The organism is Streptomyces tatrensis, assembly GCF_049310065.1.
In the GTDB taxonomy this organism is placed as follows: domain Bacteria; phylum Actinomycetota; class Actinomycetes; order Streptomycetales; family Streptomycetaceae; genus Streptomyces.
Genome location: NZ_JBMDLB010000011.1, coordinates 4,405,036 through 4,430,814, shown reverse-complemented (window position 1 = coordinate 4,430,814; position 25,779 = coordinate 4,405,036). Strand labels below are relative to the sequence as shown.

29 protein-coding genes are annotated in these 25,779 nt (G+C 71.7%); 14 read left to right on the top strand and 15 right to left on the bottom strand.

Annotation, left to right across the window (positions count from 1 at the left end; translation table 11 throughout):
• Positions 1–21: 21 nt before the first annotated feature.
• On the top strand, positions 22–426 hold the full coding sequence (locus ACODT5_RS35835; RefSeq protein ID WP_422523245.1) for a hypothetical protein: 405 nt from the start codon (positions 22–24) through the stop codon (positions 424–426).
• A 24-nt stretch (positions 427–450) separates the two neighbouring features.
• Here the strand turns inward: ACODT5_RS35835 and ACODT5_RS35830 are convergent, their stop codons facing one another.
• Positions 451–708, bottom strand: a complete 258-nt coding sequence (locus ACODT5_RS35830; protein WP_422523244.1) for a DUF397 domain-containing protein — start codon at positions 706–708, stop codon at positions 451–453.
• Positions 692–1,486 (bottom strand): helix-turn-helix domain-containing protein, encoded by a 795-nt coding sequence (locus tag ACODT5_RS35825; protein WP_422525139.1) that lies wholly within the window; start codon positions 1,484–1,486, stop codon positions 692–694. Before ACODT5_RS35825 ends, ACODT5_RS35830 begins: the two co-directional genes overlap by 17 nt.
• Positions 1,487–1,646: 160 nt before the next feature.
• Between ACODT5_RS35825 and ACODT5_RS35820 the strand changes: the two genes are divergently transcribed.
• Positions 1,647–1,868 carry a hypothetical protein gene (locus tag ACODT5_RS35820; RefSeq protein WP_422523243.1) on the top strand — a complete coding sequence of 74 codons (222 nt, stop codon included), beginning with the start codon at positions 1,647–1,649 and terminating at the stop codon, positions 1,866–1,868.
• On the opposite strand, the gene yczE is transcribed toward ACODT5_RS35820, so the two are convergent.
• Positions 1,824–2,492 carry a membrane protein YczE gene (yczE, locus tag ACODT5_RS35815; RefSeq protein WP_422523242.1) on the bottom strand — a complete coding sequence of 223 codons (669 nt, stop codon included), beginning with the start codon at positions 2,490–2,492 and terminating at the stop codon, positions 1,824–1,826. The genes ACODT5_RS35820 and yczE overlap by 45 nt on opposite strands.
• 61 nt (positions 2,493–2,553) lie before the next feature.
• Between yczE and yczR the strand changes: the two genes are divergently transcribed.
• Positions 2,554–3,990, top strand: a complete 1,437-nt coding sequence (gene yczR, locus ACODT5_RS35810; protein ID WP_422523241.1) for a MocR-like transcription factor YczR — start codon at positions 2,554–2,556, stop codon at positions 3,988–3,990.
• A 157-nt stretch (positions 3,991–4,147) separates the two neighbouring features.
• Positions 4,148–4,486, top strand: a complete 339-nt coding sequence (locus ACODT5_RS35805; protein WP_422523240.1) for a GYD domain-containing protein — start codon at positions 4,148–4,150, stop codon at positions 4,484–4,486.
• Positions 4,487–4,516: 30 nt separating this feature from the next.
• On the opposite strand, the gene ACODT5_RS35800 is transcribed toward ACODT5_RS35805, so the two are convergent.
• Both ACODT5_RS35800 and ACODT5_RS35795 read right to left on the bottom strand, forming a co-directional pair.
• Positions 4,517–5,098, bottom strand: coding sequence for a GNAT family N-acetyltransferase (locus tag ACODT5_RS35800; protein ID WP_422523239.1), 582 nt, complete (start codon positions 5,096–5,098; stop codon positions 4,517–4,519).
• A 174-nt stretch (positions 5,099–5,272) separates the two neighbouring features.
• Complete coding sequence (locus ACODT5_RS35795) at positions 5,273–5,407, bottom strand: hypothetical protein (RefSeq protein WP_422523238.1); 135 nt, start codon at positions 5,405–5,407, stop codon at positions 5,273–5,275.
• A gap of 52 nt (positions 5,408–5,459) precedes the next feature.
• Here ACODT5_RS35795 and ACODT5_RS35790 point away from each other — a divergent pair, with 52 nt between their 5' ends.
• The 3 genes from ACODT5_RS35790 (at position 5,460) to ACODT5_RS35780 (ending at position 9,946) form a co-directional block, all read left to right on the top strand.
• Positions 5,460–6,662, top strand: coding sequence for a tyrosine-type recombinase/integrase (locus ACODT5_RS35790; protein ID WP_422523237.1), 1,203 nt, complete (start codon positions 5,460–5,462; stop codon positions 6,660–6,662).
• 103 nt (positions 6,663–6,765) lie between these two features.
• Complete coding sequence (locus tag ACODT5_RS35785) at positions 6,766–9,144, top strand: site-specific integrase (protein WP_422523236.1); 2,379 nt, start codon at positions 6,766–6,768, stop codon at positions 9,142–9,144.
• 67 nt (positions 9,145–9,211) lie between these two features.
• Complete coding sequence (locus ACODT5_RS35780; protein ID WP_422523235.1) at positions 9,212–9,946, top strand: hypothetical protein; 735 nt, start codon at positions 9,212–9,214, stop codon at positions 9,944–9,946.
• Positions 9,947–9,992: 46 nt separating this feature from the next.
• Here ACODT5_RS35780 and ACODT5_RS35775 read toward each other — a convergent pair whose 3' ends face one another.
• Genes ACODT5_RS35775 through ACODT5_RS35765 form a run of 3 tightly spaced genes read right to left on the bottom strand, consistent with a single transcriptional unit; the run spans position 9,993 to position 13,547 of the window.
• Positions 9,993–11,546, bottom strand: a complete 1,554-nt coding sequence (locus ACODT5_RS35775) for a PTS transporter subunit EIIC (RefSeq protein WP_422523234.1) — start codon at positions 11,544–11,546, stop codon at positions 9,993–9,995.
• 51 nt (positions 11,547–11,597) lie between these two features.
• Positions 11,598–12,548, bottom strand: a complete 951-nt coding sequence (murQ, locus tag ACODT5_RS35770) for an N-acetylmuramic acid 6-phosphate etherase (RefSeq protein ID WP_422523233.1) — start codon at positions 12,546–12,548, stop codon at positions 11,598–11,600.
• 42 nt (positions 12,549–12,590) lie between these two features.
• Positions 12,591–13,547, bottom strand: coding sequence for a MurR/RpiR family transcriptional regulator (locus tag ACODT5_RS35765; protein ID WP_422525138.1), 957 nt, complete (start codon positions 13,545–13,547; stop codon positions 12,591–12,593).
• Between the two features lie 114 nt (positions 13,548–13,661).
• On the opposite strand from ACODT5_RS35765, the gene ACODT5_RS35760 reads away from it, so the two are divergent.
• From ACODT5_RS35760 to ACODT5_RS35750, 3 genes are read left to right on the top strand one after another with little or no spacing between them, the layout of a single operon-like run.
• A complete protein-coding gene (locus ACODT5_RS35760) occupies positions 13,662–14,090 on the top strand; it encodes a hypothetical protein (protein ID WP_422523232.1) in 429 nt (142 codons plus the stop codon).
• 7 nt (positions 14,091–14,097) lie between these two features.
• Positions 14,098–14,364 (top strand): DUF4031 domain-containing protein, encoded by a 267-nt coding sequence (locus ACODT5_RS35755; protein ID WP_422523231.1) that lies wholly within the window; start codon positions 14,098–14,100, stop codon positions 14,362–14,364.
• A 49-nt stretch (positions 14,365–14,413) separates the two neighbouring features.
• Entirely contained in the window at positions 14,414–14,944 is a 531-nt protein-coding gene (locus tag ACODT5_RS35750; RefSeq protein WP_422523230.1) for an SMI1/KNR4 family protein, read from the top strand.
• Positions 14,945–14,962: 18 nt separating this feature from the next.
• On the opposite strand, the gene ACODT5_RS35745 is transcribed toward ACODT5_RS35750, so the two are convergent.
• Positions 14,963–16,174 carry a Cmx/CmrA family chloramphenicol efflux MFS transporter gene (locus ACODT5_RS35745; RefSeq protein ID WP_422525137.1) on the bottom strand — a complete coding sequence of 404 codons (1,212 nt, stop codon included), beginning with the start codon at positions 16,172–16,174 and terminating at the stop codon, positions 14,963–14,965.
• Positions 16,175–16,228: 54 nt separating this feature from the next.
• Complete coding sequence (locus ACODT5_RS35740) at positions 16,229–16,933, bottom strand: HD domain-containing protein (RefSeq protein ID WP_422523229.1); 705 nt, start codon at positions 16,931–16,933, stop codon at positions 16,229–16,231.
• A gap of 110 nt (positions 16,934–17,043) precedes the next feature.
• On the opposite strand from ACODT5_RS35740, the gene ACODT5_RS35735 reads away from it, so the two are divergent.
• Entirely contained in the window at positions 17,044–17,739 is a 696-nt protein-coding gene (locus ACODT5_RS35735; protein WP_422523228.1) for a copper homeostasis protein CutC, read from the top strand.
• A gap of 388 nt (positions 17,740–18,127) precedes the next feature.
• Here the strand turns inward: ACODT5_RS35735 and ACODT5_RS35730 are convergent, their stop codons facing one another.
• Positions 18,128–20,236, bottom strand: coding sequence for a HelD family protein (locus ACODT5_RS35730; RefSeq protein WP_422523227.1), 2,109 nt, complete (start codon positions 20,234–20,236; stop codon positions 18,128–18,130).
• Between the two features lie 332 nt (positions 20,237–20,568).
• On the opposite strand from ACODT5_RS35730, the gene ACODT5_RS35725 reads away from it, so the two are divergent.
• Positions 20,569–20,754 carry a hypothetical protein gene (locus ACODT5_RS35725; protein WP_243339576.1) on the top strand — a complete coding sequence of 62 codons (186 nt, stop codon included), beginning with the start codon at positions 20,569–20,571 and terminating at the stop codon, positions 20,752–20,754.
• Between the two features lie 127 nt (positions 20,755–20,881).
• Positions 20,882–21,709 (top strand): glycosyltransferase family 87 protein, encoded by an 828-nt coding sequence (locus tag ACODT5_RS35720; RefSeq protein WP_422523226.1) that lies wholly within the window; start codon positions 20,882–20,884, stop codon positions 21,707–21,709.
• Here the strand turns inward: ACODT5_RS35720 and ACODT5_RS35715 are convergent.
• From ACODT5_RS35715 to ACODT5_RS35700, 4 genes are all read right to left on the bottom strand, one after another.
• A complete protein-coding gene (locus ACODT5_RS35715) occupies positions 21,611–21,892 on the bottom strand; it encodes a hypothetical protein (RefSeq protein ID WP_351595494.1) in 282 nt (93 codons plus the stop codon). The genes ACODT5_RS35720 and ACODT5_RS35715 overlap by 99 nt on opposite strands.
• Before the next feature lie 59 nt (positions 21,893–21,951).
• On the bottom strand, positions 21,952–23,595 hold the full coding sequence (locus ACODT5_RS35710; protein WP_422523225.1) for a DNA repair helicase XPB: 1,644 nt from the start codon (positions 23,593–23,595) through the stop codon (positions 21,952–21,954).
• A gap of 108 nt (positions 23,596–23,703) precedes the next feature.
• Positions 23,704–24,387 carry an HAD-IA family hydrolase gene (locus tag ACODT5_RS35705; RefSeq protein WP_422523224.1) on the bottom strand — a complete coding sequence of 228 codons (684 nt, stop codon included), beginning with the start codon at positions 24,385–24,387 and terminating at the stop codon, positions 23,704–23,706.
• Positions 24,388–24,394: 7 nt separating this feature from the next.
• Positions 24,395–25,003, bottom strand: a complete 609-nt coding sequence (locus tag ACODT5_RS35700) for a TetR/AcrR family transcriptional regulator (RefSeq protein WP_422523223.1) — start codon at positions 25,001–25,003, stop codon at positions 24,395–24,397.
• 255 nt (positions 25,004–25,258) lie between these two features.
• Here ACODT5_RS35700 and ACODT5_RS35695 point away from each other — a divergent pair, with 255 nt between their 5' ends.
• Entirely contained in the window at positions 25,259–25,774 is a 516-nt protein-coding gene (locus ACODT5_RS35695; protein ID WP_422523222.1) for a peroxiredoxin-like family protein, read from the top strand.
• Positions 25,775–25,779: the final 5 nt, after the last annotated feature.

Genomic DNA, 25,779 nt, shown 5'->3' with positions numbered 1-25,779 from the left:
CGAGGATGGCAGTGTGCCTCCATGAGCTACAGCATCTTCCTGCTCCGGTTCGTGGACGGCGAGGTCGTCGCGCTGGACGACGTACCGCTCCGGCACGTGACGGAGCCGTACGTGGTGGCGGGCGGCCCGGACGACGGCTATTCGCTGCTCTGCGCGGAGGACGGGGGCGAAGCGGACCTCTACCACGCGACCCACGGCGAGAGCGGACTGGTGAGCGTGATGGCCACGCACTTCGCCCGTGGCGCGATGCTCGGCGTGCTCGCCCGGCTGGCGGCAGCCCTGGGGGCCGCCATCGTCCCTCAGGACGGTGGCGCACTGATCTTCCAGGAGAAGGAGCGTCGCCACCTTCCCCCGGAGCTTCAGGCGAACGCGGTCGTCATAGTTCCCACGGCGGAGGCAATGCAGGCGGCGTTCGACGCGCGCTGAGCGCGTGATCCGCCCGGAGGGTGCCTAGGTGAGCGCGGCGACGAAGGTGGACCAGGCGGGGGCGCCGAAGGTGAGGTGGGGGCCGTCGGGGACCTTGGAGTCGCGGACGGGGACGAGGCCGGGGTGGCCGTCGGAGACTTCCAGGCAGTTGCCGCCATCGCCTGCGCTGTGGGTGGACTTGCGCCAGATGGCCATCTCCAGGCAGTCGCCGCCGTCACCGCCGCTGTAGCTGGACTTGTGCCACGTGGCGGTCGAGATGTCGTATTCAGGCCTGCGCGTCATGTGCGTAATCCTCCGCCACGGATTCGATCAAGGCCAGTGATTCACGTGGTGCCAGCGCGCTGGCAGTGAGGAGATCGTAGGTCAGGAAGTGGCGTGCCACCGTGGCCGGATCGTCTAGCAACAGACCTGTTGTGTGGCCCGCGAGATAGGCGAGTGGAGGCGCGTCGTCGAACGACATCAGCTTGAGGGGGCCGTCCATCGTCGCGTGAGCACCCGCACTGAACGGCAGCACCTGAAGGATGATCCGGTGGGACCGGATCAGGTCCGCGAGGTGCCGCAGCGCCTCGGCCATCACCGACCGGCTGCCGATGACTCGACGCACTACCGCCTCATCGAGCACGCACCACAACAACGGGGTTGTTGGCTCTGCAAGCAGGGCAGCGCGGGCCAGTCGGGCTTCGACCAGGGCGTCGATCGCCGACTCCGTCGCCGTCGGCTGGTACGCGCGGAAGATGGCCCGGGCGTACGTCTCCTTCTGGAGCAGGCCCGGGATCAGCAGGGGTGCGTACTCTCGGATGGCCTTCGCGAGGCCCTCCGCCTCGGCGGCCTCCGTGAAGTGGTCGGGGTACTTGAACTTCGTCACGGCTTGGCAGTTCCGCGTGAAGAAATCGTCGGTGCCGAGGACGCGGTCTATCTCGCGGCCCAGCTCCACCGTCATCCGCCGTGTACCCGCTTCGAGTTGGCCGATGAAGGAACCGCTGACGAAGAGGGGCTCGCCGAGTTTGTCCTGGCTGAGGCCGGCCCTTTTGCGGGCGACGCGCAGTTCGGAGCCGAGCATGGTGCGGGGTGAGGAGAACGGGTCCACGTCTCCGGAATCGGGCACGGCAACTCCCCTGACAACAGGTGCGGGTGTTGGAGTGTGACCCTTGAAGGCTAGCCAGCGCGTCGCCACTCTGAGTGCTGAACTCGACTACTCAGAGCGAAAGGTGACATGGTAAATGGTGCTTACGCCGATGGAACGGATGCTGGCTGCCGAGGAGGCCGTCGGGCAGTTGAAGGCCGCGCTGACGGACGTAGGGGTCGTGTTCCCCTCGCTCGGGGTGGACGGGGTGTCCGCGGCCGGGTCCTACGGGCTGCCGCTGGTCGATCTGGGGCGCTGCAACCTGGACACCGCGCTACGGCTGGCCGCCGTGCTGCACGAGCGGGCCCACCCCTCCTGAGGGGTCGGGGAGTCGGACCGTCAGGCGCGGGAGGAACCAGCCGACCAGCGGGCCCGTGCCCAGGGCGACGAGCACGGTGCCGAGGCCGAGGGTGCCGCCGAGCAGCCAGCCGAGGCCGGCCACGGAGACCTCGATGCCGGTGCGCACCGTCGCTACGGGCAGTCGGGTGAGGCGGACGAGACCGGTCATGATGCCGTCGCGCGGGCCCGAGCCGTACTGCGCGCCGAGGTAGAGGGCGTCGAAGAAGGCGAGGGCGAGCAGGCCGAGGGCGAGGTACGCGAGGGCGGCGGGCGTCCCCTCGGGGGGCGGGAGTACGGCGGCGGTGGCGTCGGCGGCGAAGCCGACGATGGCGACGTTGAGGACGGTGCCGAGTCCGGGGAGCTCGCGCAGCGGGATCCAGGCGAGGAGCACCAGGAGCGAGATCAGGTTCGTCGCCCAGCCGAAGGAGATGCCGAGGGACTTGGCCGTGCCGTCGGTGAGCACGCTCCAGCTCGCCGTGCCCAGGCCGGACTCGACGAGCACCATGACGGCGGCGCCGTAGCCGGTGAGGCCGAGCAGGAGTTGGGGGACGCGGCGTGCGGTGCGGCCCGCCCGGAGCTGGGCGAAGGCGTTCATGCGGGGCATGGGCTCAGCCTCGCCTCGATCTGGACCCGGAATCGATAGCCAGATTGCGTACGCTGGTCCGATGAAGATCAGCGCGCACGCCGTCGGACGCATGGTCGGGACCTGGCAGGAGGGCCCCGGGCCGGCGCACCAGCGGCTCTCCGACCGGCTGCGGCTGCTGATCCTGGACGGGCGGCTCTGCCTCGGGGCGGCGCTGCCGGGCGAACGGGACCTGGCCACCGCGCTCGGCACGAGCCGGACCACGGTCGGGGCCGCGTACCGCACGCTGGTGGACCACGGCTACCTGGAGACGAGGGAGCGCGCGCGGGCGACCGTACGGCTCCCGCACGAGGACGCGCCCGCCGGGCGGCGGGCCGGTACGGACGCGGAGGCGGAGGGCGTCGACCTGTCCTTCGCCGCGCCGCCCGCGCCCCCGGAGGTCCTCCACGCCGCTTTCGCGACGGCGCTGGAGCGGCTGCCGCTCCACTTCGAGCGGCACGGGTACGACCGGTACGGCACCGCGGAGCTGCGCGAGGCGGTCGCCGGGTGGTACGGGTGCAGGGGGCTGCCGACCTCGCCCGATCACGTCATGATCACCAGTGGTGCGCAGCACGCGATCGGTCTGCTGGCGCGCACGCTGCTGTCGCCGCGGGACAAGGTGGTGATCGACCACCCCACGTATCCGCACGCGATCAGGGCGTTCACCGAGGCGCGCGCCCGGCTCCTGCCGGTGGCGGTGGGCCCGGCGGGGTGGGACGTACCGCAGCTCCTCGCGGCGGCGCGGACCGCTCAACTGGCCTACCTGATCCCGGACTTCCACAACCCCACCGGGATGTTCATGTCCGCGGACGTGCGCCGGAGCCTGCGGCCGGCCTGCCCCACGATCATCGACGAGACCCTGGCGGACCTGGACCTGGACCTGGACCTGGACCTGGGGCTGGAGGCTACGGCCCCGGACCCGGCCGCGGAACCCTTCGCCGCGACGCACCCCACCGCCATCAGCGTCGGCTCGGTGTCCAAGAGCATCTGGGGCGGCCTGCGCATCGGCTGGATCCGCGCCGTGCCCGCGCTGCTGGAGCGCGTCGCGCGGGCCCGGCCCGCCACGGACCTCGGTACCCCGGTGGTGGAACAGCTGGCCACAGCCGTGCTCCTGAACGGCGGTCAGACCCGGCGGCCCGAGGCGCTGCACCAACTGCGGGCGCAGCAGGACGCCTTGCTGGCGGCTCTGGCCGAGCATCTGCCCGAGGTGCACGCGCCGCGGGCGGCCGGTGGTGTGACGCTGTGGGCGCGGTTCCCGGAGCCGGTCGCCTCGCGGCTGGCGGCGGTCGCGCCGGACCACGGGGTGACGATCGCGGCGGGACCGCGGTTCGGGGTGGGCGGCGCGTTCGAACGCCATGTCCGCCTCCCCTACACGCTCCCGGCGCCCCGGCTCACCGAGGCCGTGCGCCGCCTGGCCGCCGCCCACCGGGCCCTCACGGCGGGCGCCACGGGGATGCACAGGCCGGCCCCGGTGGCCTGAGTCGGGCCGGGCCGCGTTGGGCCGTGGCGGTGGCCGTCACCAGCCGTTCGGGGGAACGGCGGCGATCCGGTCCGCCCCTTCTGCCGCTTCTTCCGCCCGGCGTGCGCATCGTCGACGCGACGAAAGAAGACGAAGGAAGACGAAGGAAGGTGACGCGATGCCGCTGTATCTGTCGAGGTTCAGCTACACGCCGGAGACCTGGGCGAGGCTGACGGCCCACCCCGAGGACCGCGCACAGGCCGCCCGGTCGTACATCGAGTCCGTCGGCGGGCAGCTGCACGGCTTCTGGTACGCCTTCGGCACGCACGACGGCTACAACCTCTGGGAGGCCCCGGACAACGTGTCCATGGCCGCGGTCGCCCTGGCGATCAGCGGGGGCGGCGCGCTCAGCTCGTTCGAGACGACGGTCCTGCTGAGCGTCGACGACACCCTGGACGCCCTGCGCAAGGCCGAGCAGATCCGCTACCGGCCGCCGGGCGCGTCCGGGACGCCGTGACCCGGCGGCCGGCGCCCGCCGCCCCCGCCCTCAGTCCGTGCTGATGCGGGCGTGGAGGTGTTCGTCGTGCCAGCCGTCCGCGTGGAGGAGGGCCCCGCGCATGGTGCCCTCCAGGGGGTAGCCGGAGGTCGTGGCGACTCGGCAGGAGGCCGGGTTGGCCACGGAGTGGGTGATGTACAGGCGGTGCAGGCCGAGTTCCCCGAAGGCCCAGGGGGTCAGGACGGCCAGGCCTTCGGCGGTGGCTCCGAGGCCGCGGCCGGCCGGGAGGAGCCAGTACATGAACTCCCCGCTGCCGCCGCGCAGGTCGATGTCGGCGAGGGCGATCACTCCGACGGCGCAGCCGCCGTCCGCGGGGGCCAGCGCCCAGATCGCCGAGCTTTCGGCCTGCCAGCGTTCGCGCCAACGGGCGATGCGGGTGACGGCCTGCTCCTCGGTGAGCCGGTCCGGGCGGTTCCAGTGGCGGATGTCCGGGTCGGCGTACGCGGCCACGAGCGCGGGGGCGTCGTAGGGCTCCCAGGGGCGCAGGCGCAGCCCGCAGGGCAGGTCGTACGAGGGCTGGGCGAGGGCGGCCATCCGGCCGGACGGGACGACGGCCGGTATCGAGTCGGTCATCGGATCATCATCGGACCGTCGGCGTGCCGGCCCCGCACCGGGTCGGGGTGCCTCGCGCTGAGCAGCGGGACGACCGCGACTGCGACGGGGACCGCGGCAATGAAGGCTCCCGGCCGGTGGACCACACCGGCCGGGATCCTTCGTACGTGGGGGCCTGCCGTCAGCGGCCCACCGTCAGCGGCCCACGGGGACGGGCGTCGCGTCCGGGACGGGCTCGGTGGTCGCCGAAGGCGCCGGTGCGGTCCCCGGGGCCGTTTCCGTGTCCGGGGCGGCGTTGAACTCGGTCAGCATCTGGTGTGTTAACTGCACCTTCTCTGGCTCGTTGGGCAGGGCGATGTTTCCCCGCTCAAGGAGAGCCCGCATGAAACCCAACCTGCACCACGACTTGATCGAAGGCCGCGCCGATGTGCCTCGCCTCGGGTCGGTGGCCAAACTGGAGACCCAGCACCCTCCGTACGCGGTCCTCACCGTGTCCGGTGAGGTGGTCGAGCCCGCCCTCTCGTACCTCCGAGACCTGGCGCTGAGCGACAACAGCCCGCTGACCGGCCGCAGCTACGCGCATGACCTGCTGCGCTGGTTCCGGCTGCTGTGGTTCCTCGATCTGCCGTGGGACAAGGCGTCCGAGGCGGAGGCCGCCGCCCTCGTGGGGTGGCTCCGTACGGCACCCAACCCGCAGCGCCGCCGCAGCAGTCCTGACTCGCCACGGCCAGGGTCGGTGAACCCCCGCACGGGTAAGCGGTACCTCCAGGCCGGCTATGCGCCGAGCACGATCAACCACGCATTGACCGTGGTCAGCAGCTTCTACGCCTTCCACCGTCACTACGGACGTGGCCCGCTGACCAACCCCGTCCCGGAGTCGCTCGCACAACGAAGGGCGCTGGCACACCGAAACTCCACCGAGCCGGCGCAGCCATTCCGGCGGGCCCGGCTACGGCAGCGAGTGTCGAAGGGCGACCCAAGGGCGATTCCCGACGTTCTGTGGGACGAGTTCTTCGAAGCGATGACGCATGACCGGGACAGGGCCGCTGTCCTGCTCTACGTCTCCAGCGGTGCCCGAGCCGAAGAGCTTCTGGGGGTCACCCCGGCCGATATCGACTGGTCACGGCAGGTCTTCCACGTGATCTCCAAAGGGACCAAGGAACGGGACCCCGTACCGGCCAGCCCGCAGGCCCTCATCGTGCTCGCGGCCTACCTCGACTCCATCGGCCTGCCTGCGGCCCACGAGCCCGTGCTGCGGACGCGGCGCGGCCCCGACAAGCCGCTGAGCTACTGGGCGATGCGCCGGGTCATCCAGCGGGCCAACGCGAAGCTCGGTACGAACTGGACGCTGCACGATCTTCGCCACACGGCAGCCAGTCGTATGGCGAACGACCCGAACCTGACCCTGACCGAGGTCCGGGCGATCCTCCGGCATGCGGACCTGGCGACCACGGGCCGCTACCTCAACGCCCGCGTCGAGGACCTCTTCGATGCCCTGCAGGAGCACTACAACCGGCCCAAGGTCGTGCACAGTATTGCGCCTGGCTACGACGAGGACGACTTCAAGGCGGTGTTCGGTGCCTAACCGTCACACTCCCGACACCTACACCGCGCGAAACCGCCGCGTCGCCTCCTACCGAGAGGGTGCACGGCCAGAGGCGCCGAGGAGCCGGTTCTCCACTGCATCCGTGAAGGCCGCACCGGCACCGCGGCCAGAGGTCCCGCCGGCGCCGTTCGGGGATCTCTCCCGGGCGACGTTGGAAGAGGTCCGGGAGATCGCCACAGGAGCACTCAAGGGGCGTTCAGACCGTTCCCACGCGAACAAGCGGCGCCGTGGGATGAACATGCTGCTCGCCCACTTGGAGACACTGCCAGGGGAGACCTGGCAGCAGCGGTGGGAGGCGAGCGGCTTCGACGGCGAGAACGCGCCCTCGGTCAACATCCTCGCGCGTGAGGGGTTCCAATACGACGGCTTCGACCTGATCACGGCCGCCAAGATGGCCTTCTGTCTTCGGGTGGTCCAGCCGTCGGTGTCAGGCTTCCGCGCCAACAAGTTCACGCGGTACGCCGAGCCCTTTCGGGAGATCCAGAACGACCCACTCCTGGACCGGTTCTTCGAGGCCGTTGACGGACACCCCACGATGGGACACGTCCACAAGGCACGCGCGAAGTTCGATCTCACCTGCGCGCTGACCACTCAGGGCATCGCACTCGAAGATCTGACGCCTGCGGCTCTGCTGCACTACTCGCTGGAGTCGAAGCGTCTCGGGCTGACCCACGGGGCCAACAAGAACCACAATCGCTTCGCTGCGCTCGGTGCCTGGCAGTTGCTCCACGCCATGGGGCACTTTCCGGCTGAGACGCCACCGACGCTCAGGACGTTCGTGTACACCGGTCAGCGGACGATCGAGGAACTGGTGGACCGCTACGCGATCAAGAGCCTCTCAGTCCGACAGCTGTTGATCGACTACCTGACCCGCAGGCGGGCGGAGACTGACTACGTCACCGTCACCGGCCTTGCCCGGAACCTGGCCAAGCACTTCTGGGCCAAAATCGAGGAGCTCAGCCCAGGACACCCTGACCTGGTCCTCGGCCAAGACCTCTACGACCAATGGCGAGCCGAGCTCCAGACGTGCACCACTGGTGGCGGCCGGGAGCTGAGGAAGCGCCTGGACCCGGAATCCATCCTCCTTGCCGTTCGCGGCCTCTACGTCGACCTCCACAGCTGGGCTGTCGAAGAGCCGGAGCGGTGGGCGCAGTGGGTCGTTCCGTGCCCCATCCGTCCGCAGGATCTGAAGGGGTTCGGGAAGCGCAGGCGGGAGATCAATCGGCGAATGGCGGACCGGGTCCGCGTCCGGCAGCCGCTCCTGCCCGCGCTGGTGGCCCACGTAGAAGCACGCCACGAGTTCTACGCCGGTCTGCTGGATGCCGCTCGCCCGATCGCGCTCGGTGAGGAGTTCATCCACCAAGGGCGCCGCTACCGGCGCCGGAACTCCGACTATGACCGGCGCATGGCCGCGGCGGAGGCAGAGCCGGCGGTGAGGATCACGGAAGAGGAATCGGGTGAGCGGATCAACGTGACCGTTGTCGAGGACTCCGCCTTCTGGGAGTGGGCGGCAGTCGAGGTGCTGCGGCACAGCGGAATCCGGGTGGAGGAACTCTGCGAGCTCACGCACCTGAGCATCCGCCAGTACCAACGGCCTAACGGCGAGGTCATCGCCCTGTTGGTGGTCGCGCCGTCGAAGAGCGAGCGCGAGCGAGTGATTCCGATGTCGGCTGAGTTGTTTCACGCCGTCGCGCAAATCCTTCGCCGCCAAACGCGCAATGGCAGGACCGTCCCCCTGGTCACCCGGTACGACCCGCACGAGCGGACGTGGTCGGAGCGGCTGCCTTTCCTCATGCAGCGACATATCGGGACCGCGATCGGCGTCATGTCTGGCGCAACGGTCCTGAGCATGCTTGACCGCAGCTGCAAAGAGCTGGCCGAGATCAACTCCGCCTTTGAGGGCCTGAAGTTCACCCCGCATGACTTCCGTCGGCTGTTTGCCACCGAGGTTGTCAACGGGGGCCTACCGATCCACATCGGCGCAGCCCTGCTCGGACACCTCAATCTGCAGACGACTCAGGGTTACGTTGCGGTGTTCGCAGAGGATGTCGTCGGCCACTACCAGGCCTTCCTAAACCACCGGCGAACGTTGAGGCCAGAGGTGGAATACGGCGAGGTCACACCACAGGAATGGGACGAGTTCGAGGAGCACTTCGACAAGCGCAAGGTCGAGCTGGGCAACTGCGCGCGTCCCTACGGGACGCCCTGCCAGCACGAGCACGCCTGCATCCGCTGCCCCATGCTCCAGATCAATCCCAAGATGCTGCCGCGACTCGTGGAGCTGGAGAAGGACCTCCTTCTACGCCGTAAGAAGGCGGAAGAGGAGCAGTGGCTCGGCGAGATCGACGGAATCGACATGACGCTGACGTTCCTGCGGACCAAGCAGGCCGAGGCGGCTCGGACTGCTCAGCGGACCGTGGTGGATCTCGGCTTGCCGCGCCCCCGCTCTGTGGGCCGGTGAACGAGAGGACCATAATCAGCCGACACGCCTCTGGGGGTGGGGCCGAGAGCTGGGGAGGCGATCGAGCGTGGCCTTGTTTAGCCGACGCAAGAGCACTGGACCGGACTGGATCACGGATCTGCCGGGCAGGAGCAGGACAACCAGGCGGTTCTATCAGGCGTTGGTAGGTCGTCACCTGGACGTCTTGCGTACTACGCAAATCGCCCCTGCGGCGACGTGGGAGCAGGTGGCTTACGTAGCGATTGTCCACAACAACTCTGTGCCGATTGCTGATCGCAACGCTGGCGGGGTTGACCTGCTTGATGCCGAGATCCAGGAGGCGATCCGCACGGCACTCGATCAGTTCGCGGCCCACCATGGTGTTCGAGGCAGCCTGGTCCGGGCGTGGGGGACCGCGAAACTGTTCAACGAGCGCTTTGCTTCAGGCTGGGAGCGATCCAGCAATGTCATCGGTTGGTGGCAGGAGCGGCCGATCGCCTTCGCCTGCATCATGCACCCGGTCAAGGAGGGTGAACCTCTGATCGACGGACTGCTGATCTTTGATCACGCTGTCTACGAGTTCACGCCCGACGCTGAGAGGCTGCCACAGGTTCACTGGAGCCGGATGCAAGTACGGGAGGCGGAAGAGCCGGTACGGGGAGCAACGACTCTGCACCTGGACGCCGCTACGGGCTATGCGCGTGCCGACATCGCCAGCGATGCAGTGATCATTCTGCAGACCATGCAAGGGCCTCTCTTCACGGACCCTGACATGCCTGTGCCGAAGGTCAAGAAGCGGCGCAATTGGGGATCTACTGGCTGAGGCCGCCGGAGCACCGATGCTCCGGCGGCCTTCGGCCACTACTCGCTCAGCGAGTCAGAACTGCTTCCTCTTCCGGTGCTGTACTCGTTACCGGTTCCTCAGAAGTGGACTGCTCCTCTTCACTAGGCTCATTGAGTGAAGTGCAGAGAAGCTGGGTGAAGCCGAAGAAGTAGGTGGCGGCGAAGCCCACGAGGTAGCCGACGGCCAGGCCGCCCGCGTAGATCGCGATGGTCATCCCCATGCCCGACTTGCCGTCCAGCAGCGGGAACAGCGCCCAGCCCGAGGGGCCGATGGCGGTGGAGCCGAAGGCGGTGCCGAGCTGGTTGAAGAGGCCTACGAAGGCTCCGCCCGCGGCGCCGCCGATGCAGGCGGTGATGAAGGGGCGGCCCAGGGGGAGGGAGACGCCGTAGATGAGGGGTTCGCCCACGCCCAGGAAGCCGGCCGGGAGGGCGGACTTGATGGTGGCGCGGATCGAGCGGTTGCGGGGGAGCTTGTAGTAGACGGCGATGGCCGCGCCGACCTGGCCCGCGCCCGCCATGGCGAGGATGGGGAGCAGGACGGTGTAGCCGGTCTGCTCGATCAGGGTGGTGTGGATGGGGATCAGGGCCTGGTGCAGGCCCAGCATGACCAGCGGGAGGAAGAGCCCGCCGAGGACCAGGCCCGCGAAGGCCCCGCCGGTGGCGAGCAGCCAGGTGGCGAAGGTGCCGATGGCGCTGGAGACCTCACCGGCGACGAACATCAGGCCGAAGATGGTGACGAGGCCGGAGATCAGCACCGTGAGGGTGGGGGTGACCAGGACGTCCAGCGCTTCCGGGACCCACTTGCGGCACCACTTCTCCACCTGGACGGCGAGCAGCGCGGCGGCCAGTGCGCCGAGTACGCCGCCCTGGCCGGGGGAGAGCTGCTGGCCGAAGGCGTCGATCTTCGCGACGCCCGGGAAGACGATGATCGCGGCGACCGCGCCGCCGAGGATGGCGGTGCCGCCGAACTCCTTGGCCGTGTTGTAGCCGACGAAGACGGCGATCAGGGACATGAAGCCGCTCGCCATCGCGGCGAGCGCGGGGACCACGGCCGGCACCCAGCCCATGTTGGTGAGGAAGCCGTTCAGCCCGGCGATGATGCCGCAGCCGATCAGGGCCGGGATCAGCGGGACGAAGATGTTCGCGATGCGGCGCAGGAACAGCTTGAAGGGGGTGGAGTTCTTCGCCTTCTGGGCGTTCTTGATGGCCGCGCCCTGGGCGGCGAGTTCGTCGGCGGTGTGACCGGCGCCGGCGGAGGCGGGGGCGGCCGCAGGGGTTGCGGCGGCGGCCGAGCGGCTTTCCGCGACCAGGGCCTCGAACTCGGGCGTGACGCGGGCGACGGTGCCCGGTCCCAGCACGATCTGGTACATCCCCCAGCTACCGCTGGGAGGGGCCCCCAGGTCCTCGACGACGCCCATCACGGCGGGGACGGCCTTGAGGGCCTCGTCCTGGACCAGGGAACGGTCGCGCAGGGTGATCCGCAGGCGGGTCATGCAGTGCGCGATGGAGAGGATGTTGTCCGGACCGCCGACCAGGGGAAGGATCGCGGCGGCTGTGGCGCGGTTCTTGTCAGTGGACATCGTGGTGTTCGCCTTGCTGCTGGGGGTCAGCGGGGGATCGGCAGGGGTGGGTCAGCGCGGGGTCTGGGCCGGGGTCCGGGTCGGGGTCCGGGTGAGGGCGGCCCGGAGGTGGCCCTTGGAGGCGGTGAGCAGTTCGCCGGCCGTGGGGCCGTCGACTCCGCCGAGGATGACGAGGATGGCCTGCTTGACCTCGCCGTCGGACGCGGTGAGCGCGGCCTCGATCTCGGCGTCGGGGGCGCCGGTGGCCAGAGAGACGATGCGGCGGGCGCGGGCGCGCAGCTTCTCGTTGGAGGAGCGCATGTCGACCATCAGGTTCCCGTACGTCTTGCCGAGCCGGATCATCGTGAGGGTCGAGATGAGGTTGAGGACGAGCTTCTGCGCGGTGCCGGCCTTCAGGCGGGTGGACCCGGTGAGGAGTTCGGGGCCGACGACCACCTCGATGCCGTGGTCGGCGGCGGCGGCGAGCGCGGAGCCGGCGTTGCAGGACAGGCCGACGGTCAGCGCCCCGCGGTCGCGGGCGAACTCGACGGCGCCGATCGCGTACGGGGTGCGGCCGGAGGCGGAGATCCCGATGACGGTGTCCTCGGCGGTCAGGGCCAGCGCGGTCAGGTCCTCGGCGGCCAGTTCCTTGGAGTCCTCGGCGCCTTCGACGGCCTTGACCATGGCGGAGGGGCCGCCCGCGATCAGGCCGACGACCTCGGAGGGGTCGGTGTTGAAGGTGGGCGGGCACTCGCTGGCGTCCAGTACGCCCATCCGTCCGGCGGTGCCGGCTCCCGCGTAGATCAGGCGGCCGCCGCGGGCCATCCGCTCGGCGATCCCGTCGATGGCGGCGGCGATCGTCTCCAGCTCGCCGGCGACGGCGGCCGGGACGGTGGCGTCCTCGGCGTTCATCAGGCGGGCGATCTCCAGGGTGGGCAGCTGGTCGATCTCGGCCAGTTCGGGGCGGAAGGCCTCGGTGGTCAAGGTGGCGAGCTGGGCGCGGAGTTCGGCGTACGCGGTCATGGGCTTCGGCTCCTGAGGTACTGGCTGGTGCTGTCGTTGCTGCTAGCGGGTGGTGCTGTTGCGCTTGGCGGTGGGTACGGGGGTGTGGTGGCGGGGCGCGAGCGCCTCGTACGAGGCTGCGAGCGCGGGGGCCGCGGTCTCGTAGGTCTGCTGGGCGACACCCACGAACAGGCAGTCCACGACGAGGAGCTGGCTGGTCCGGCTCGACATGGCCGCCGGGCGCAGCTGGGTCTCGCGGGCGGCGGAGGTGGCCAGCACGAGGTCGGCGTAGTGGACGACGGGGGAGCCGGCGCGGGCCGTGAGCGCGAGGGTGGTGGCGCCGTGCTCGAAGGCGGTCCGCAGGGGCTCGATGACGTCGCCGGTGCCGCCGGAGTGGGTGATGGCGACGGCCACGTCGCCGGGGCGCAGCAGGACGGCGGTGGTGACGGCGAGGTGCGGGTCGTTGTGCGCCTGGGCGATGAGCCCGATGCGCGACAGCTTCTGCGCGAGGTCCTGGGCGACGAGGCCGGAGGCGCCGACGCCGTAGATCTCGATGCGGCGGGCGCCCGCGAGGGCGGCGACGGCCGAGCCGAGGGCGGCGACGTCGAGTCCGGCGGCGGTGTCGGCGAGGGTCTGCGCCTCCTCCTGGGCCAGCTTGGCGACCACGTTCGCGAGGGAGTCGTCGACGGCTATGTCCACGGTGACGGCGGGGGCCGCGCCGGACTCCTGCTGGGCGGCGAGCGCGGCGAGCGCGAGGCGCAGGTCGCGGTAGCCGGGGTAGCCGAGGAGGCGGGCGGTGCGGACGACGGTGGCCTCGCTGGTGCCGGTGCGGGCGGCGAGGCCGCTGACGGTGAGCGCGGCGCAGGCCGCGGGGTCCTCGGCGACGGCTTCGGCGACGGCCTGCATGGAGCGGGTCATCGAGGGGCCGAGGCTGCGGACGCGGGCCCGCAGGGCGGCGGGGGCGGGGACCGGGACGGGGGGCGGCGTGTCCACGCGGCTACCGCTGAAGGTTTCTTTCACGTTCTCGCTCACCCTTGAAACTTATTTTCAGAGGGGTGGGAACGTCAAGACGCCATAAGTCACCGGAGAAAGAGGACCTTCGCCACGGGGCCGGTCCGGGTCCACAATGTGTCCATGGACCACGCGACCCCCCCACCCCCCCTTGAGCAGGCGCTGCACGCCGCACGCGCCCTCGTACTCGCCGATCTCGTCGCGGGCGATGTCGCCGAGGCCTATGTCGTCTCCCTCGTCGAGGATGCGGTCACCCACCGCCGGTGGTGGGTGGAGCAGTGGCCGGAGGGCGTCGACTGCCTCGCCGGCCTCGTCGCCCAGGACGTGAAGGACGCGCTGCTGGAGAAGTACGGGCGCTGGCCGCTGTGCCCGGTCTGCGGCCACGGCGAGCCGCACGCGCTGGACGTGGAGCCCGAGCTCGGACCGGACCCGATGTGGGTGTGCTCGGAGGCCGGCGTGCGGGTGGCGCCGGTGGGCGGCCTGGGACCCGTCCTGGGCGGCGGCCTCGGCTCCGACTCCGGTAGCGGCTCCGCCTTCGGTTACGGCGAATGAGCCGCCGGTGACGGTGTACATCGACCCGCCCGACTGGCCGGGTCACGGCCGCATGTGGTCGCACCTGGTCAGCGACGCCTCGTTCGAGGAACTGCACGCCTTCGCGGCATCGATCGGCTGCCCGCCGAAGGCCTTCGAACGCGACCACTACGACGTCCCGGAGCAGCGCTACGCGGACGCGGTGGGCGCGGGCGCGGTCGAGATCGGCAGCAAGGAACTGGTCCGCCGCCTGACGCAGGCGGGCCTGCGGCGGCCCAAGGGGCGGGCGGCGTAGCCCCGGCGTGCGGGGGACCGCTGTCGGTGGCGGGGGTTAGCCTCCGGCAATGATCGTGATGTCCGGCGACGACCGCCGCTTTCCCCCTGCCCTCGCCGACGTGGCCCGGGTCGAGTTCGACTACGGGGACGAGGGCGAGGGCGTCGACTTCGAGCCCTACGAGGCCTTCGTGTCCGCCGAGGACACCACCGACTGGCTGCGCGCCTGGACGGGGAACCACGAGGTCGACGGGGACGCCTACCGGGTGTTCGGCCAGGACGGCTCCGGCGGCCTCGCGGCCCTGTGGTGCGTACGGCCGGGGCGGCCCCTGCACGAGCAGCCCGTGGTGTTCATGGGGTCGGAGGGGGAGGTCGGCGTGGTCGCCGGGGACCTGTCCGGGTTCCTGTGGGTGCTGGCGGACGGCTTCGGACCGCGGGAGGCGGCCCTGTACCCGGAGCGCGCGCCGCGGCCGGACGAGGCCCTGGCCGGGATCGCCGGGCGGCACGCGACCACGGCGCGCAGGCCCGCCGCGGAGGTCGTCGCCGGGGCCCGCGCGGAGTTCGGGACCTTCGAGGACGACCTCGGCGAGCTCTGCCGCTGAGCCCCGGCGGGGGCCTGGCTAGACCCGCTCGGGCACCGTCGGCAGGGCCGCCGCCGAGCCGGTGACCAAGCGCGAGGGGGTACCCGTACGGCGGTCCAGGCGGAGGGCCACCAGGCCCAGGGCGATGGCGGTGACGGTCATCGCGCCGCCGGCCCAGGCGGTGGCGGAGTAGCCGTACCCGGCGTCGATGACGGTGCCGCCGAGCCAGGGGCCGCCGGTGTTGCCGAGGTTGAAGGCGGCCGTGGTGGTCGCGCCGGCCAGGGTCGGGGCGGCGCCCGCGACGTTGAACATGCGGGCGTTGAGCGCCGGGGCCGTGAAGAACGCCGAGAAGCCGAGCAGGAACGAGAGCGCGATCGCGGCCGCGGCCGTGGAGGCCAGCAGGGCCAGCGCCGCGAGGAAGACGGTGGAGGCGGTGATGCCCCACAGCATCACCCCGAACAGGTGCGCGTCGGCGATCCGCCCGCCCACCGTGGTGCCCACCAGCGCGCCGATCCCGAAGAGGCCGAGGATCCAGGGGACCCACTTCGAATCGAGCCCGGCCACGTCCGTGAGCAGCGGGGACAGGTAGCTGAAGGCGCAGAAGACGCCGCCCGCGGCCAGCGCCGTGACGCCGATCGACAGCCACACCTGGCGGTCGCGGTAGATGCGCAGCTCGCGCGCGAGCGTCGGCTTCTCGGCGGGCAGCGGGATCTTCGGGATCAGCGCGAGGATGCCGACCAGGGCGACGGCGGAGGCCGCGCCGACCGCCCAGAACGCGGAGCGCCAGCCCAGGTGCTCACCGAGGAACGCGCCGGCCGGGACGCCGAGGACGTTGGCGATGGACAGCCCGCCGATCATGACGGCCATGGCCCGGGCCCGCTGGTGCTGCTCGACCATGGCGATGGCCACGGCGGCGCCGACCGCCCAGAAGCCGGCGCAGGCGAGCGCGGAGACGATGCGGGAGGCGAAGAGCAGCTCGTACGAGGGGGCCAGCGCGCCCGCGACCTGGCCGAGGCCGAAGAGGGTGATCAGGGAGAGCAGCGTGGTGCGCCGGGGCAGCCGCAGCGTGGCCACCGCGAGCAGGGGCGCTCCGACGACCATGCCGATCGCGAAGGCGGATATGAGCAGGCCCGCCTGGGGGATGGTGACGCCCATGTCCTCGGCGATGGGTGGCAGCAGCCCGGAGAGCATGAATTCGCTGGTACCGAGTGCGAAGACGGAGAGGCCGAGGATGTAGACGGCTACGGGCATGCGGGTGCGTTCGGCTGCTGCGGGCATGAACTACCTCAACCACGGCGAACGGGATCACATTCCCGGGGGCTGATCCGAGGGCTCGGTCAGCTGGGAGAGCTCGGCGGCCAGGTTGGCGCGGGCCGGGGCCTCCCAGTGCGCGGTCCCGTGGGCGGTGCGGAAGAGGCGGGGCAGCGCCAGGAGCTGGCGCAGTACGGCGGCCCGGCCTTCGCGGAAGGCCTCGTCGGGGACGAAGCCGTACTCGGCGCGCACGGCTGCGGCGTAGGCGGCGTACTGCTCGGCCGTGCCCGCCAGGACGCCCAGGTCGGCGTCGCAGAGCAGCTCGCCGTTGGCGTCGCCGGGCGCGGGGTCGTGGGTGATCGTGAGCCGGACGAGGCGGGCCACCTCGGCGGTGCGGGCGTCGTCGATGCCGAGCTCGGGCAGGGCGCGCTCGGCGAGGGCGGCGCTGCGCTCCTCGTTCTCGGAGCGGTCGGGGCGGTAGACGGCGTCGTGGAACCAGGCGGCGAGCTCTACGGCGGGCCTGTCCGCCGCCTCCACTGCTTCTTGGGCCGCTGCGAGTGCGTCGATGCGTGCGAGTACGTCGGCCAGGTGTGCGGTGGTGTGGTACCTGCGCTGCGGCTCCGCCCAGGCGGTGAGGAGGCGGTCGGCGTAGGGGGACGGGTCGAGGCCGGGGGTGGCTCCGGCGGCGGCGGTGGTGGCGTGCCAGCGGGCGCGGAGGTTCTGTTCGCGGTGCGTGTCGGACGTCATGGCGGATGTCATGCGCACATTGTGGTGGTGGCGTGATTGTGCTGGTGAAGGGTGGGCGGAGGCCCGTACCCTGGGCATTGGACTAGACCTATTTTCCAATGCGGGACGAAGGATGGGATTACATGAGCAACCGTGCGCTCCTGGAGGTGATCGCCCTCGACGTGGAGGATGCGGTCGCGGCCCAGGCCGGTGGGGCGGACCGACTCGAACTGGTCACCGACATGGCCGCCGACGGGCTCACCCCGCCGCGCGAGACCTTCGCGGCGATCCGGGCGGCGGTCGACATCCGGCTGCGCGTGATGCTCCGGAAGGCCGACGGGTTCTCGGCGGGCTCCGCGCAGGACGTGGAACGCCTGGCGGAGGAGGCGCGTGCGCTGCGCGCGGAGGGGGCGGAAGAGTTCGTCCTGGGCTTCCTGAACCCCGACGGCAGCCCCGACCTCACCGCCGTCGTGGCGGTCGTGGCGGAGCTCGGCGGCTGCGGGTGGACGTTCCACCGCGCGATCGACCGGGCGGCGGACCGTGACCAGCTCCGCAAGGCGGTCGCGGACCTGCCCGGACTCGACACCTACCTGACCGCGGGCGCGGCGGGCGGGGTCGACGAGGGTCTGCCGGTGCTGCTGGCGGAGGCGGCGAAGGCGGGCACCCCCGGCTACGAGCCGCGCATCCTGGTGGGCGGCGGCCTCGCCCTCTCCCACCTCCCGGTGCTCCGCGAGGCGGGCATCGACGCCTTCCACATCGGCAGCGCGGCCCGGCCTTCCGGCTGGGACCGTCCGGTGTCGGCGGCGGCGGTGGAGTCCTGGCGGACGTCCTTGAGCTGATCGCTGCGGGGTGGGCCGGTGCCGGGGGCGGGGTGGGGTGTCGGCCTGGACTGCATGATTTAGGCGCCCTGTGTTCTGCTTCGACAGCGCGGGCCTTTTGCGCGCCACAAATCACGCTTTACGTCCAGGCCGACACCCCACCCCGCCCCCGTCCCCGGCCCGGCGAGCCTTCGACCCCGACCGGGGGGAACGTCCAGTCGAGCGTTCCCTCCCGGCCGGGGTTTGTCTTTTCAGCCGTCCGGCGTTTGAGGACCGGGGTCTGGGGCGGAGCCCCAGGGGTCCGGGCGCAGCCCGGGGTCCCTGCTTTCAGCCCGTCCGGCGTTTGAGGACCGGGTCAGGGCCGGCCCTGGGAACGGTGGAAGGGCGGGTCGGGGACAGCCCCGCAGGGCTACGCCAGGGCCCCCGGCAAGGGGCTCGTGTGGAGGACGGTCAGGCCCGAGACGGCTCGGGTGAGGCAGACGTAGAGGCGGCGCAGGCCGGTTCGTTCGTCGGGCTCGCCCGCCACCACGTCCGCCGGCTCGTGCAGCACGACGTAGTCGTACTCCAGACCCTTGGCCAGTGCGGCCGGCACCAGCGTCAGCCGCGACTCCGCAGTCGTCTCCTCGCCGGGCGAGAGGTAGGGCAGCCCCGCCGCCAGCAGTGCGTCCCCGAGTTCAGGGATCCGCGCGTCCGCCGCGATCAGACCGATCGACCCCTCGTGCACGAGCGAGGCCCGGCAGGCCGCGACCACCGCGGACGGGAGGTCGGAAGCGACCTCCGAGACGATCAGCGAGCCCGGGGTCTCGCGGACCGAGGAGACCGGGGAGAGGCCCGGTGAGATCGCCGGCAGCAGCCGCGAGGCGTAGGCGATCACCTCGCGCGGCACGCGGAAGCCCGCCGTCAGTTCCTCCAGCACCGCACCCGGCTTGCCCAGGTGCCCCAGCGCCTCGTCCCAACTGCGCGTCGCCCACGGGGTCGTGCCCTGCGCGAGGTCGCCGAGGACCGTCGCCGAGCCGGTGGTGCAGCGCCGGCCGACCGCCCGGTACTGCATCGGGGACAGGTCCTGCGCCTCGTCGATGACGACGTGGCCGAGCGAGTGCGTGCGCTCCACCAGGTCCGCCGTCTCGTCGATGAGGACCAGGTCCGCCGCCGACCACTTCACCGATTTCACGCTGCGCGCCGGCTTCGCCCAGCGCAGTAGTTCCTGCTCCCGCGCCGACAGGACCCCCTCCGCGTGCTCCGCGAGGAACTCCGCGTCCGAGAGCAGCCGCAGCACCAGCTTGGCCGGTTCCACCAGCGGCCACACCGCCTTGACCACGGCCTTCACGGCGGGATTGCGCGCCACCGCGTCCTGGACCCGGTCGTCGGGCGCCTCGCCCGCCTGCTCCATGCGTACGAGGACCGCGTGCGCGATCCGCTGCGGGAGGGCGTCGCGGGCGGCTCCGTAGCGGATGTCGCGGTTCTGGAGCTCGGCGACGATCTCGGCGATCTCGTACGCGGGCACCCGCCAGCGGCGCGATCCGCGGACCACCATCAGCGGTTCGACCGGCTCCGACACGTGCGAGTGGACCGCGCGGCGCAGTACCTCCGCCATCCGGGCATCGCCCTTGATCACGGCGGTTTCGGCGGCGTCCGTGCCGCGTACCTCCAGGTCCGCGCGGGCGACCAGGTCGTCGACCGTGGCCTGCTTGACCTCCAGCTCGCCCAGCGCGGGCAGGACCTGCTCGATGTAGTGCAGGAAGGAACGGTTCGGCCCGATGACCAGGGTGCCGGTCCGGGCGAGGCGGTCGCGGTGCGCGTAGAGGAGGTATGCGACACGGTGCAGGCCGACGGCGGTCTTGCCGGTGCCGGGGCCGCCCTGCACGCAGACGGAGCCCGACAGGCCGGACCGCACGATCTCGTCCTGCTCCGGCTGGATCGTCGCCACGATGTCGCGCATGGGGCCGACGCGCGGGCGCTCGATCTCCTGCTGGAGCAGCTTGCTGACGGCCGCCGCCTCGGCGGGGTCGGAGAGGTGCTCGTCCTCGTACGCGGTCAGCTCGCCGCCCGTGTAACCGAAGCGGCGGCGCAGCCCGATGTCCTGCGGGTCGTTCTTCGAGGCCCGGTAGAAGGGCTGGGAGACCGGCGCGCGCCAGTCGATCACCATGGGGTCGCCGCCGGCGTCGTGGACGTGGCGGCGGCCGATGTAGAACTGCTCGCCCTCCGCGCCCTCGGCGAGCTCCGCGCCGGGCGAGTGCAGGTAGTTGAGCCGGCCGAAGAAGAGGGGGGTGTGGGCGAGGTCGGCGAGGGCCTTGATCCGGTCGTCGATCTGGGCCTGCAGGACGACCGCGTTGACCCAGTTCGCGGTGACGTCGCGGATGTCGAGGTTCTCGACGTCCTCGCGCATCGCGCGGAGCGCGGAGCGGGAGGCGGCGAGGTGGGCCCGCTCGCGGCCCAGGGGGTCGGCGGCGGCCGCGTCGGAGTCGGGGGCGGTGTCAGGGTCGGCGTCGGGGTCGGTGACGTGGGCGTGCGCGGGCACGGAACTGCCTCCATCTGCTGAGGACCTGCGTGATGCGGGCGGACGGGCCCGCCGGTTTCCGAGCGGCGGGCGGCGCTCCCGGTGACGCGGCGGGAGGCGGCAAGAGCGGAGATTCTAGCCATCGCAGAGGCGCTGCGCGAATGGATATCGCGAAGGGGCAGGGGGCCGAAAGTCCTTCGGGGCGGTGGCCCCGTACGGGGGATGTTCGGTCCGTGTCCTCCTTCGGACAGAGCCCGTAGGGGGTGGCATGGGCCGGGAGGAGGATGCCGGAGAGTCCGAGGTTCAGCCCTCAGGGCGATGTGACAAGCCGGTCGAAAACCGACCATGGATACATGAGCACCGCAACCTACACCCCGGTCCAGGGTCGCCGCCCTCGCGGCGCCACCGCCACTTCCGACTCCCGCCCCCGCCACAGCGTCGGCAGCGTCCTGCGCGCGGCCAAGGTCTTCGCGGCCACCGCCGTGAGCGTGGTCGTCCTCGGTGAATACTCCGAGGACGCGGGCGTCATACGCCACTGAGGCCTGGCGCCGAGCCGGAGCCCGGTGGCGGCGCCGGAGGCTCTGCGCCGCCTCGCCGCTGCCGTCCGCGCGGGCGGCTGGGGGCCTCGGCGCGGGTCCCGGGGCGTTGATCCACTAGGGTCGCGCCGTGACCCGGAGTTCCGAGCCCAGCCGCTCTCCGTCGCCCCGCGCCGGCGTGCTGCTCGCGGGCCTGCTGCTCGTGCTCGGCGTGCTCTGCGTCGCCCTGCGCATCCCGGTGGCCGATGCCCTCGCCCCCGGCCTCTCCGCCGCCGAGTGGAGCCCGCCCGCCGCGTATCCGCCGTTCGCGGCCATCCTCTTCGCCCCGGCCGCCTGGCTGCCGACCGGCGTACTGAAGGCCGTCCTGGTGGGGGGCAGTGCCGGGCTGTTCGCCCTGCTGATCCTGCTGTCGTGCCGGCTGGCGGGACTGCGGGCCCGGCCCGGTCCCGTGCTGGCCGCCACCGTCGCCGGGCTGTGGCTGGAGCCGCTGTTCCAGAGCCCGCTGTCCGGCCAGATCGCCCTGGCCCTGGCCTGCCCCGTCCTGTGGGACCTGCACCGGCCGCGCGGCGCCCTCGGCAAGGGCTTCGCGCTGGGCACGGCCGCCGGGATCACCCTGACCCCGGCGCTGCTGATCCCGTACCTCCTGCTGACCGGCCAGGTCAGGGCCGGGCTGACCGCGCTGGGCGCCTTCGCGGGCAGCGGCCTGCTCGGGCTGCTGGTCCTCCCGGGGGCCTCCGCCGAGTTCTGGTCCCGGCACCAGCCCCCGGGCGGCCGCTCGCTCCTGCTGGACTGGCCCCACCTGTGGGTCTGGACCGCCCCCCTGCTCACGGCCCTGCTCGCCGCCGCCCTGCGCCGCCGGTCACCCTTCGGGCAGCAGGATGTCCGCGTCGTCGAAGACCCGCAGCACCACGAGCAGCAGCCGCCCGCGCGACACCATGTACTCGGCCACGATCTGTGAGGTGAGCCGGATCTCGCGGTCCTGCTCGCCCGCTCCTATCGGCCGGGACAGCTCCGTGTACGGATCGCGTGCCAGGATCTCGAGCGCCTTGTCGAAGGAGGCGCGGCGCACGGGTTCGAGCCGGTCCCGGTCGCGGCCCGCCGACTCCGTGAAGAGGACCTCGTAGATCTCCTGGTGCGTCATACGACCAGCGTAGTGCTCGCCACCCCGTCCGTCAGTCCCCGTCCGTCAGTCCCCGTCCGTCAGTCCCCGGCCAGCAGCTCGTCGGCGTCCATGATCCGGTAGGCGTAGCCCTGTTCGGCCAGGAAGCGCTGGCGGTGCGCCGCGAAGTCCTGGTCGATGGTGTCGCGCGCGACGACCGAGTAGAAGCGCGCCTCGTGGCCGTCCGCCTTCGGGCGCAGGACGCGGCCCAGGCGCTGTGCCTCCTCCTGGCGGGAGCCGAAGGTGCCGGACACCTGGATGGCGACCGTGGCCTCGGGCAGGTCGATGGAGAAGTTCGCGACCTTCGAGACGACCAGCACGCTGATCTCGCCCTCGCGGAAGGCGTTGAAGAGCTTCTCGCGCTGCGCGTTGGAGGTCTCGCCCTTGATGACAGGCGCGTCCAGGTGCTCGCCGAGCTCGTCGAGCTGGTCGATGTACTGCCCGATGACCAGGGTCTGCTCGCCCGCGTGCTTGCGTACGAGGGCCTCGGTGACCTTCCGCTTGGTGGCGGTCGTGGCGCAGAAGCGGTACTTCTCCTCCGTCTCGGCGGTCGCGTAGGCGAGCCGCTCCGACTCGGTGAGGTTGACGCGCACCTCGACGCAGTCGGCCGGGGCGATGTAGCCCTGCGCCTCGATCTCCTTCCACGGGGCGTCGAACCGCTTGGGTCCGATCAGCGAGAACACGTCCGACTCGCGGCCGTCCTCGCGCACCAGCGTCGCCGTCAGCCCGAGGCGGCGGCGCGCCTGGAGGTCGGCGGTGAACTTGAACACCGGAGCCGGCAGCAGGTGCACCTCGTCGTAGAGGATCAGGCCCCAGTCCCGGGAGTCGAAGAGCTCCAGGTGCGGGTAGATGCCCTTCCGCTTCGTCGTCAGGACCTGGTACGTGGCGATCGTGACGGGCCGGATCTCCTTGCGCGTACCGGAGTACTCGCCGATCTCCTCCTCCGTCAGCGAGGTCCGCTTGATCAGCTCGCTCTTCCACTGGCGGGCGGAGACGGTGTTCGTGACCAGGATCAGCGTGGTCGCCTTGGCCTTGGCCATCGCACCGGCGCCGACCAGCGTCTTGCCGGCGCCGCAGGGCAGCACGACCACGCCGGAGCCGCCGTGCCAGAAGCCCTCGACGGCCTGCTGCTGGTAGGGGCGCAGCGCCCAGCCGGTCTCGTCGAGCTCGATCGGGTGCGCTTCGCCGTCCACGTACCCGGCGAGGTCCTCGGCGGGCCAGCCCAGCTTGAGCAGGGTCTGCTTGATCTGCCCGCGCTCGGAGGGGTGCACGGCGACGGTGTCGGCGTCGAGCCGCGCGCCGACCAGCGGGGCGACCCGCTTGGACCGCAGGATCTCCTCCAGCACCGGCCGGTCGGTGCTGGTCAGGACCAGTCCGTGGACGGGGTGCTTGGAGAGGGTGAGCCGGCCGTACCGGGCCATGGTCTCGGCGACGTCGACGAGCAGCGCGTGCGGGACGGGGTAGCGGGAGAACTCCACGAGCGCGTCCACGACCTGCTCGGCGTCGTGCCCGGCGGCCCGCGCGTTCCACAGTCCGAGCGGCGTGATCCGGTACGTGTGGATGTGCTCGGGAGCGCGCTCCAGCTCGGCGAAGGGCGCGATGGCGCGCCGCGCGGCCGCGGAGAGCTCGTGGTCGATCTCTAGGAGGAGCGTTTTGTCGCTCTGGACGATGAGGGGCCCGTTCACGCGCGTGTCCCTTTCCTGCGGGGGAGGACCACCCGGACGCGGGTGGCCAAACCTCCAGTCTGCCGTATCGCTCCGCGGGTCGGGCGGTTCTGAGCTCGGTGTGCGCGGTCAGGCTCCGCCGGTGGCGAAGGCGAGGACGGCGGGGGCGGCCTCGTGGAGCGTCGGGAAGTGGCGGTGGGTGCCCGGGGGTGGGGTGGGGGCGTTGACGGACCAGACCGTCATGCCCGCCGCGAGGCCCGACCGGACGCCCGAGGGGGCGTCCTCGATGACCAGGCAGTGGGCGGGGTCGGCGCCGAGGAGGGCCGCGCCCAGCAGGTACGGGACCCCAGAGGGCTTGCCCTCGGTCACGGAGGCGGCGTCCACGAGGACCTCGGGGACGGGCAGGCCGGTGCGGTCGAAGCGGCCGCGCACCCGGTGCGCGTAGTTGGAGGTGACCAGGCCCCAGCTCCCCGGGGGCAGGGCGGACAGCAGCTCGGCCGCGCCGTCGAAGGCGGAGTAGGTGCCGGAGCGGACGTCCTCGTCCTCCAGCTCGTGCAGCGCGGCCAGGCACGCGCGGGGGTCCCGGTCCGGGGCGACGGCCGCGAAGGTTTCCAGCGGGCGGGTCCGCAGGGCCACGGCGTGGACGGCGTCCGGGTCCAGTCCGTGGCGTTCGGCCCAGGTCGCCCAGACCCGGCGCTGGTTGGCGACGGCGTCGACGAGGGTGCCGTCGACGTCGAACAGGACGTACCGGGCGGGAGGGGCGGGAGGCTCGGGAGCTGCGGCAGGGGTGGGAGCGGTGGCTGCGGTGGTCACCAGCGGATCATGCCAGGCCGCGCAGGAGCAGCTCCAGGCCGCCCTCGAACTCCCGGTCCGGGGTGACCGAGCGGGCGTCGCGGGCGGTGGCCGTCATGTACGGGAACTCCTGCGGGGGGAGACCGGCGATGGCGGTGGTTCCCGGGCCGGCCAGCGGCCCGAGGTGTTCCAGCTGCGTGGCGCCGATCACGTAGGCGACGAGGGCGCGCAGCGCGAGCACCCGCTCCTCGGCCTCGATGCCGGCCTCGGTGAGGACTCCGAGCACCGTTTCCGACCAGTGCAGCCCGCTCGGCGAGCGGTGCCGGTGGGTCAGGGTGAGCGGCAGCGTGGCCGGGTGGGCGCTCATGGTGTCGCGCAGGCGGCGGGCCAGGACGGTGATCCGGCCGGGCCACGGGCCCGGGGGCGGCGGGGTGGTGTCGACGCCGCTGAGGACGAGTTCGACGACGAGCACTTCGAGTTCCTCGCGGCCCGGGACGTAGCGGTACAGGGCCATGGGGCTGGTGCCGAGCTCGGTGGCGACGGCGCGCATGGAGAGGCCGGGGAGCCCGTCGCGGTCGATGACGACGAGGGCGGCGGCGGCCAGTTGGTCCGGGGTGTGTGAGCGGGGGCGCGGCATGACGGTTGACAGCGTACGGCATACGCCTACGCTGGGGAGGTAGGCGTACGGCATACGCCTACGCCTGTCGAGGGAGGGTTTCCCATGCTCGAAACCGGTTCCGTGGTACCCGTACACCGGCTCACGTCCGTCGGGGGAAGGCCTGTTGGCGGAGGGCCCGCCGAGGAAAGGCCCGCCGGGGGAGGTGCCACCGGAGAAGGACCCGCCGAGGGAGGTGCCGCCGAGGGCAGGCCCACCGAGGGAAGCGTCGTCCGCGTGCCCGACCCGGAGCGGCTCGTCCATCTGCAGTTCCGGCGCTTCGCCGGCTGCCCCGTCTGCCATCTCCACCTGCGGTCCGTCGTCCGGCGCCACGCGGAGATCGAGGCCGCCGGGATCCGCGAGGTCGTGCTCTTCCACTCCCCCGCGGAGGAACTGCGCCCGCACGTGGCCGACTTCCCCTTCGCCGTGATCGCCGACCCGGAGCAGCGGCTGTACCGGGAGTTCGGCGTCGAGTCCTCCCCGCGCTCGCTGCTGGACCCGCGTGCCTGGGGGCCGGTGCTGTGGGGCATCGCCCGCTCGGCCGCCGCGGTGGCGCGGGGCCGGGAGCGGCTTCCCGCCCGGCGGCAGCCGAACGGGCGGCTCGGGCTGCCCGCCGACCTGCTGATCGGGCCGGACGGGAGGGTGCTGGCCGCCAAGTACGGGGAGCACGTCTACGACCAGTGGTCCGTCGACGAGCTGCTCCGGCTGGCGGCGGCCCGATATCCCGTGGGCGCCGGGGAGGGCGCTGCGTAGGGTCG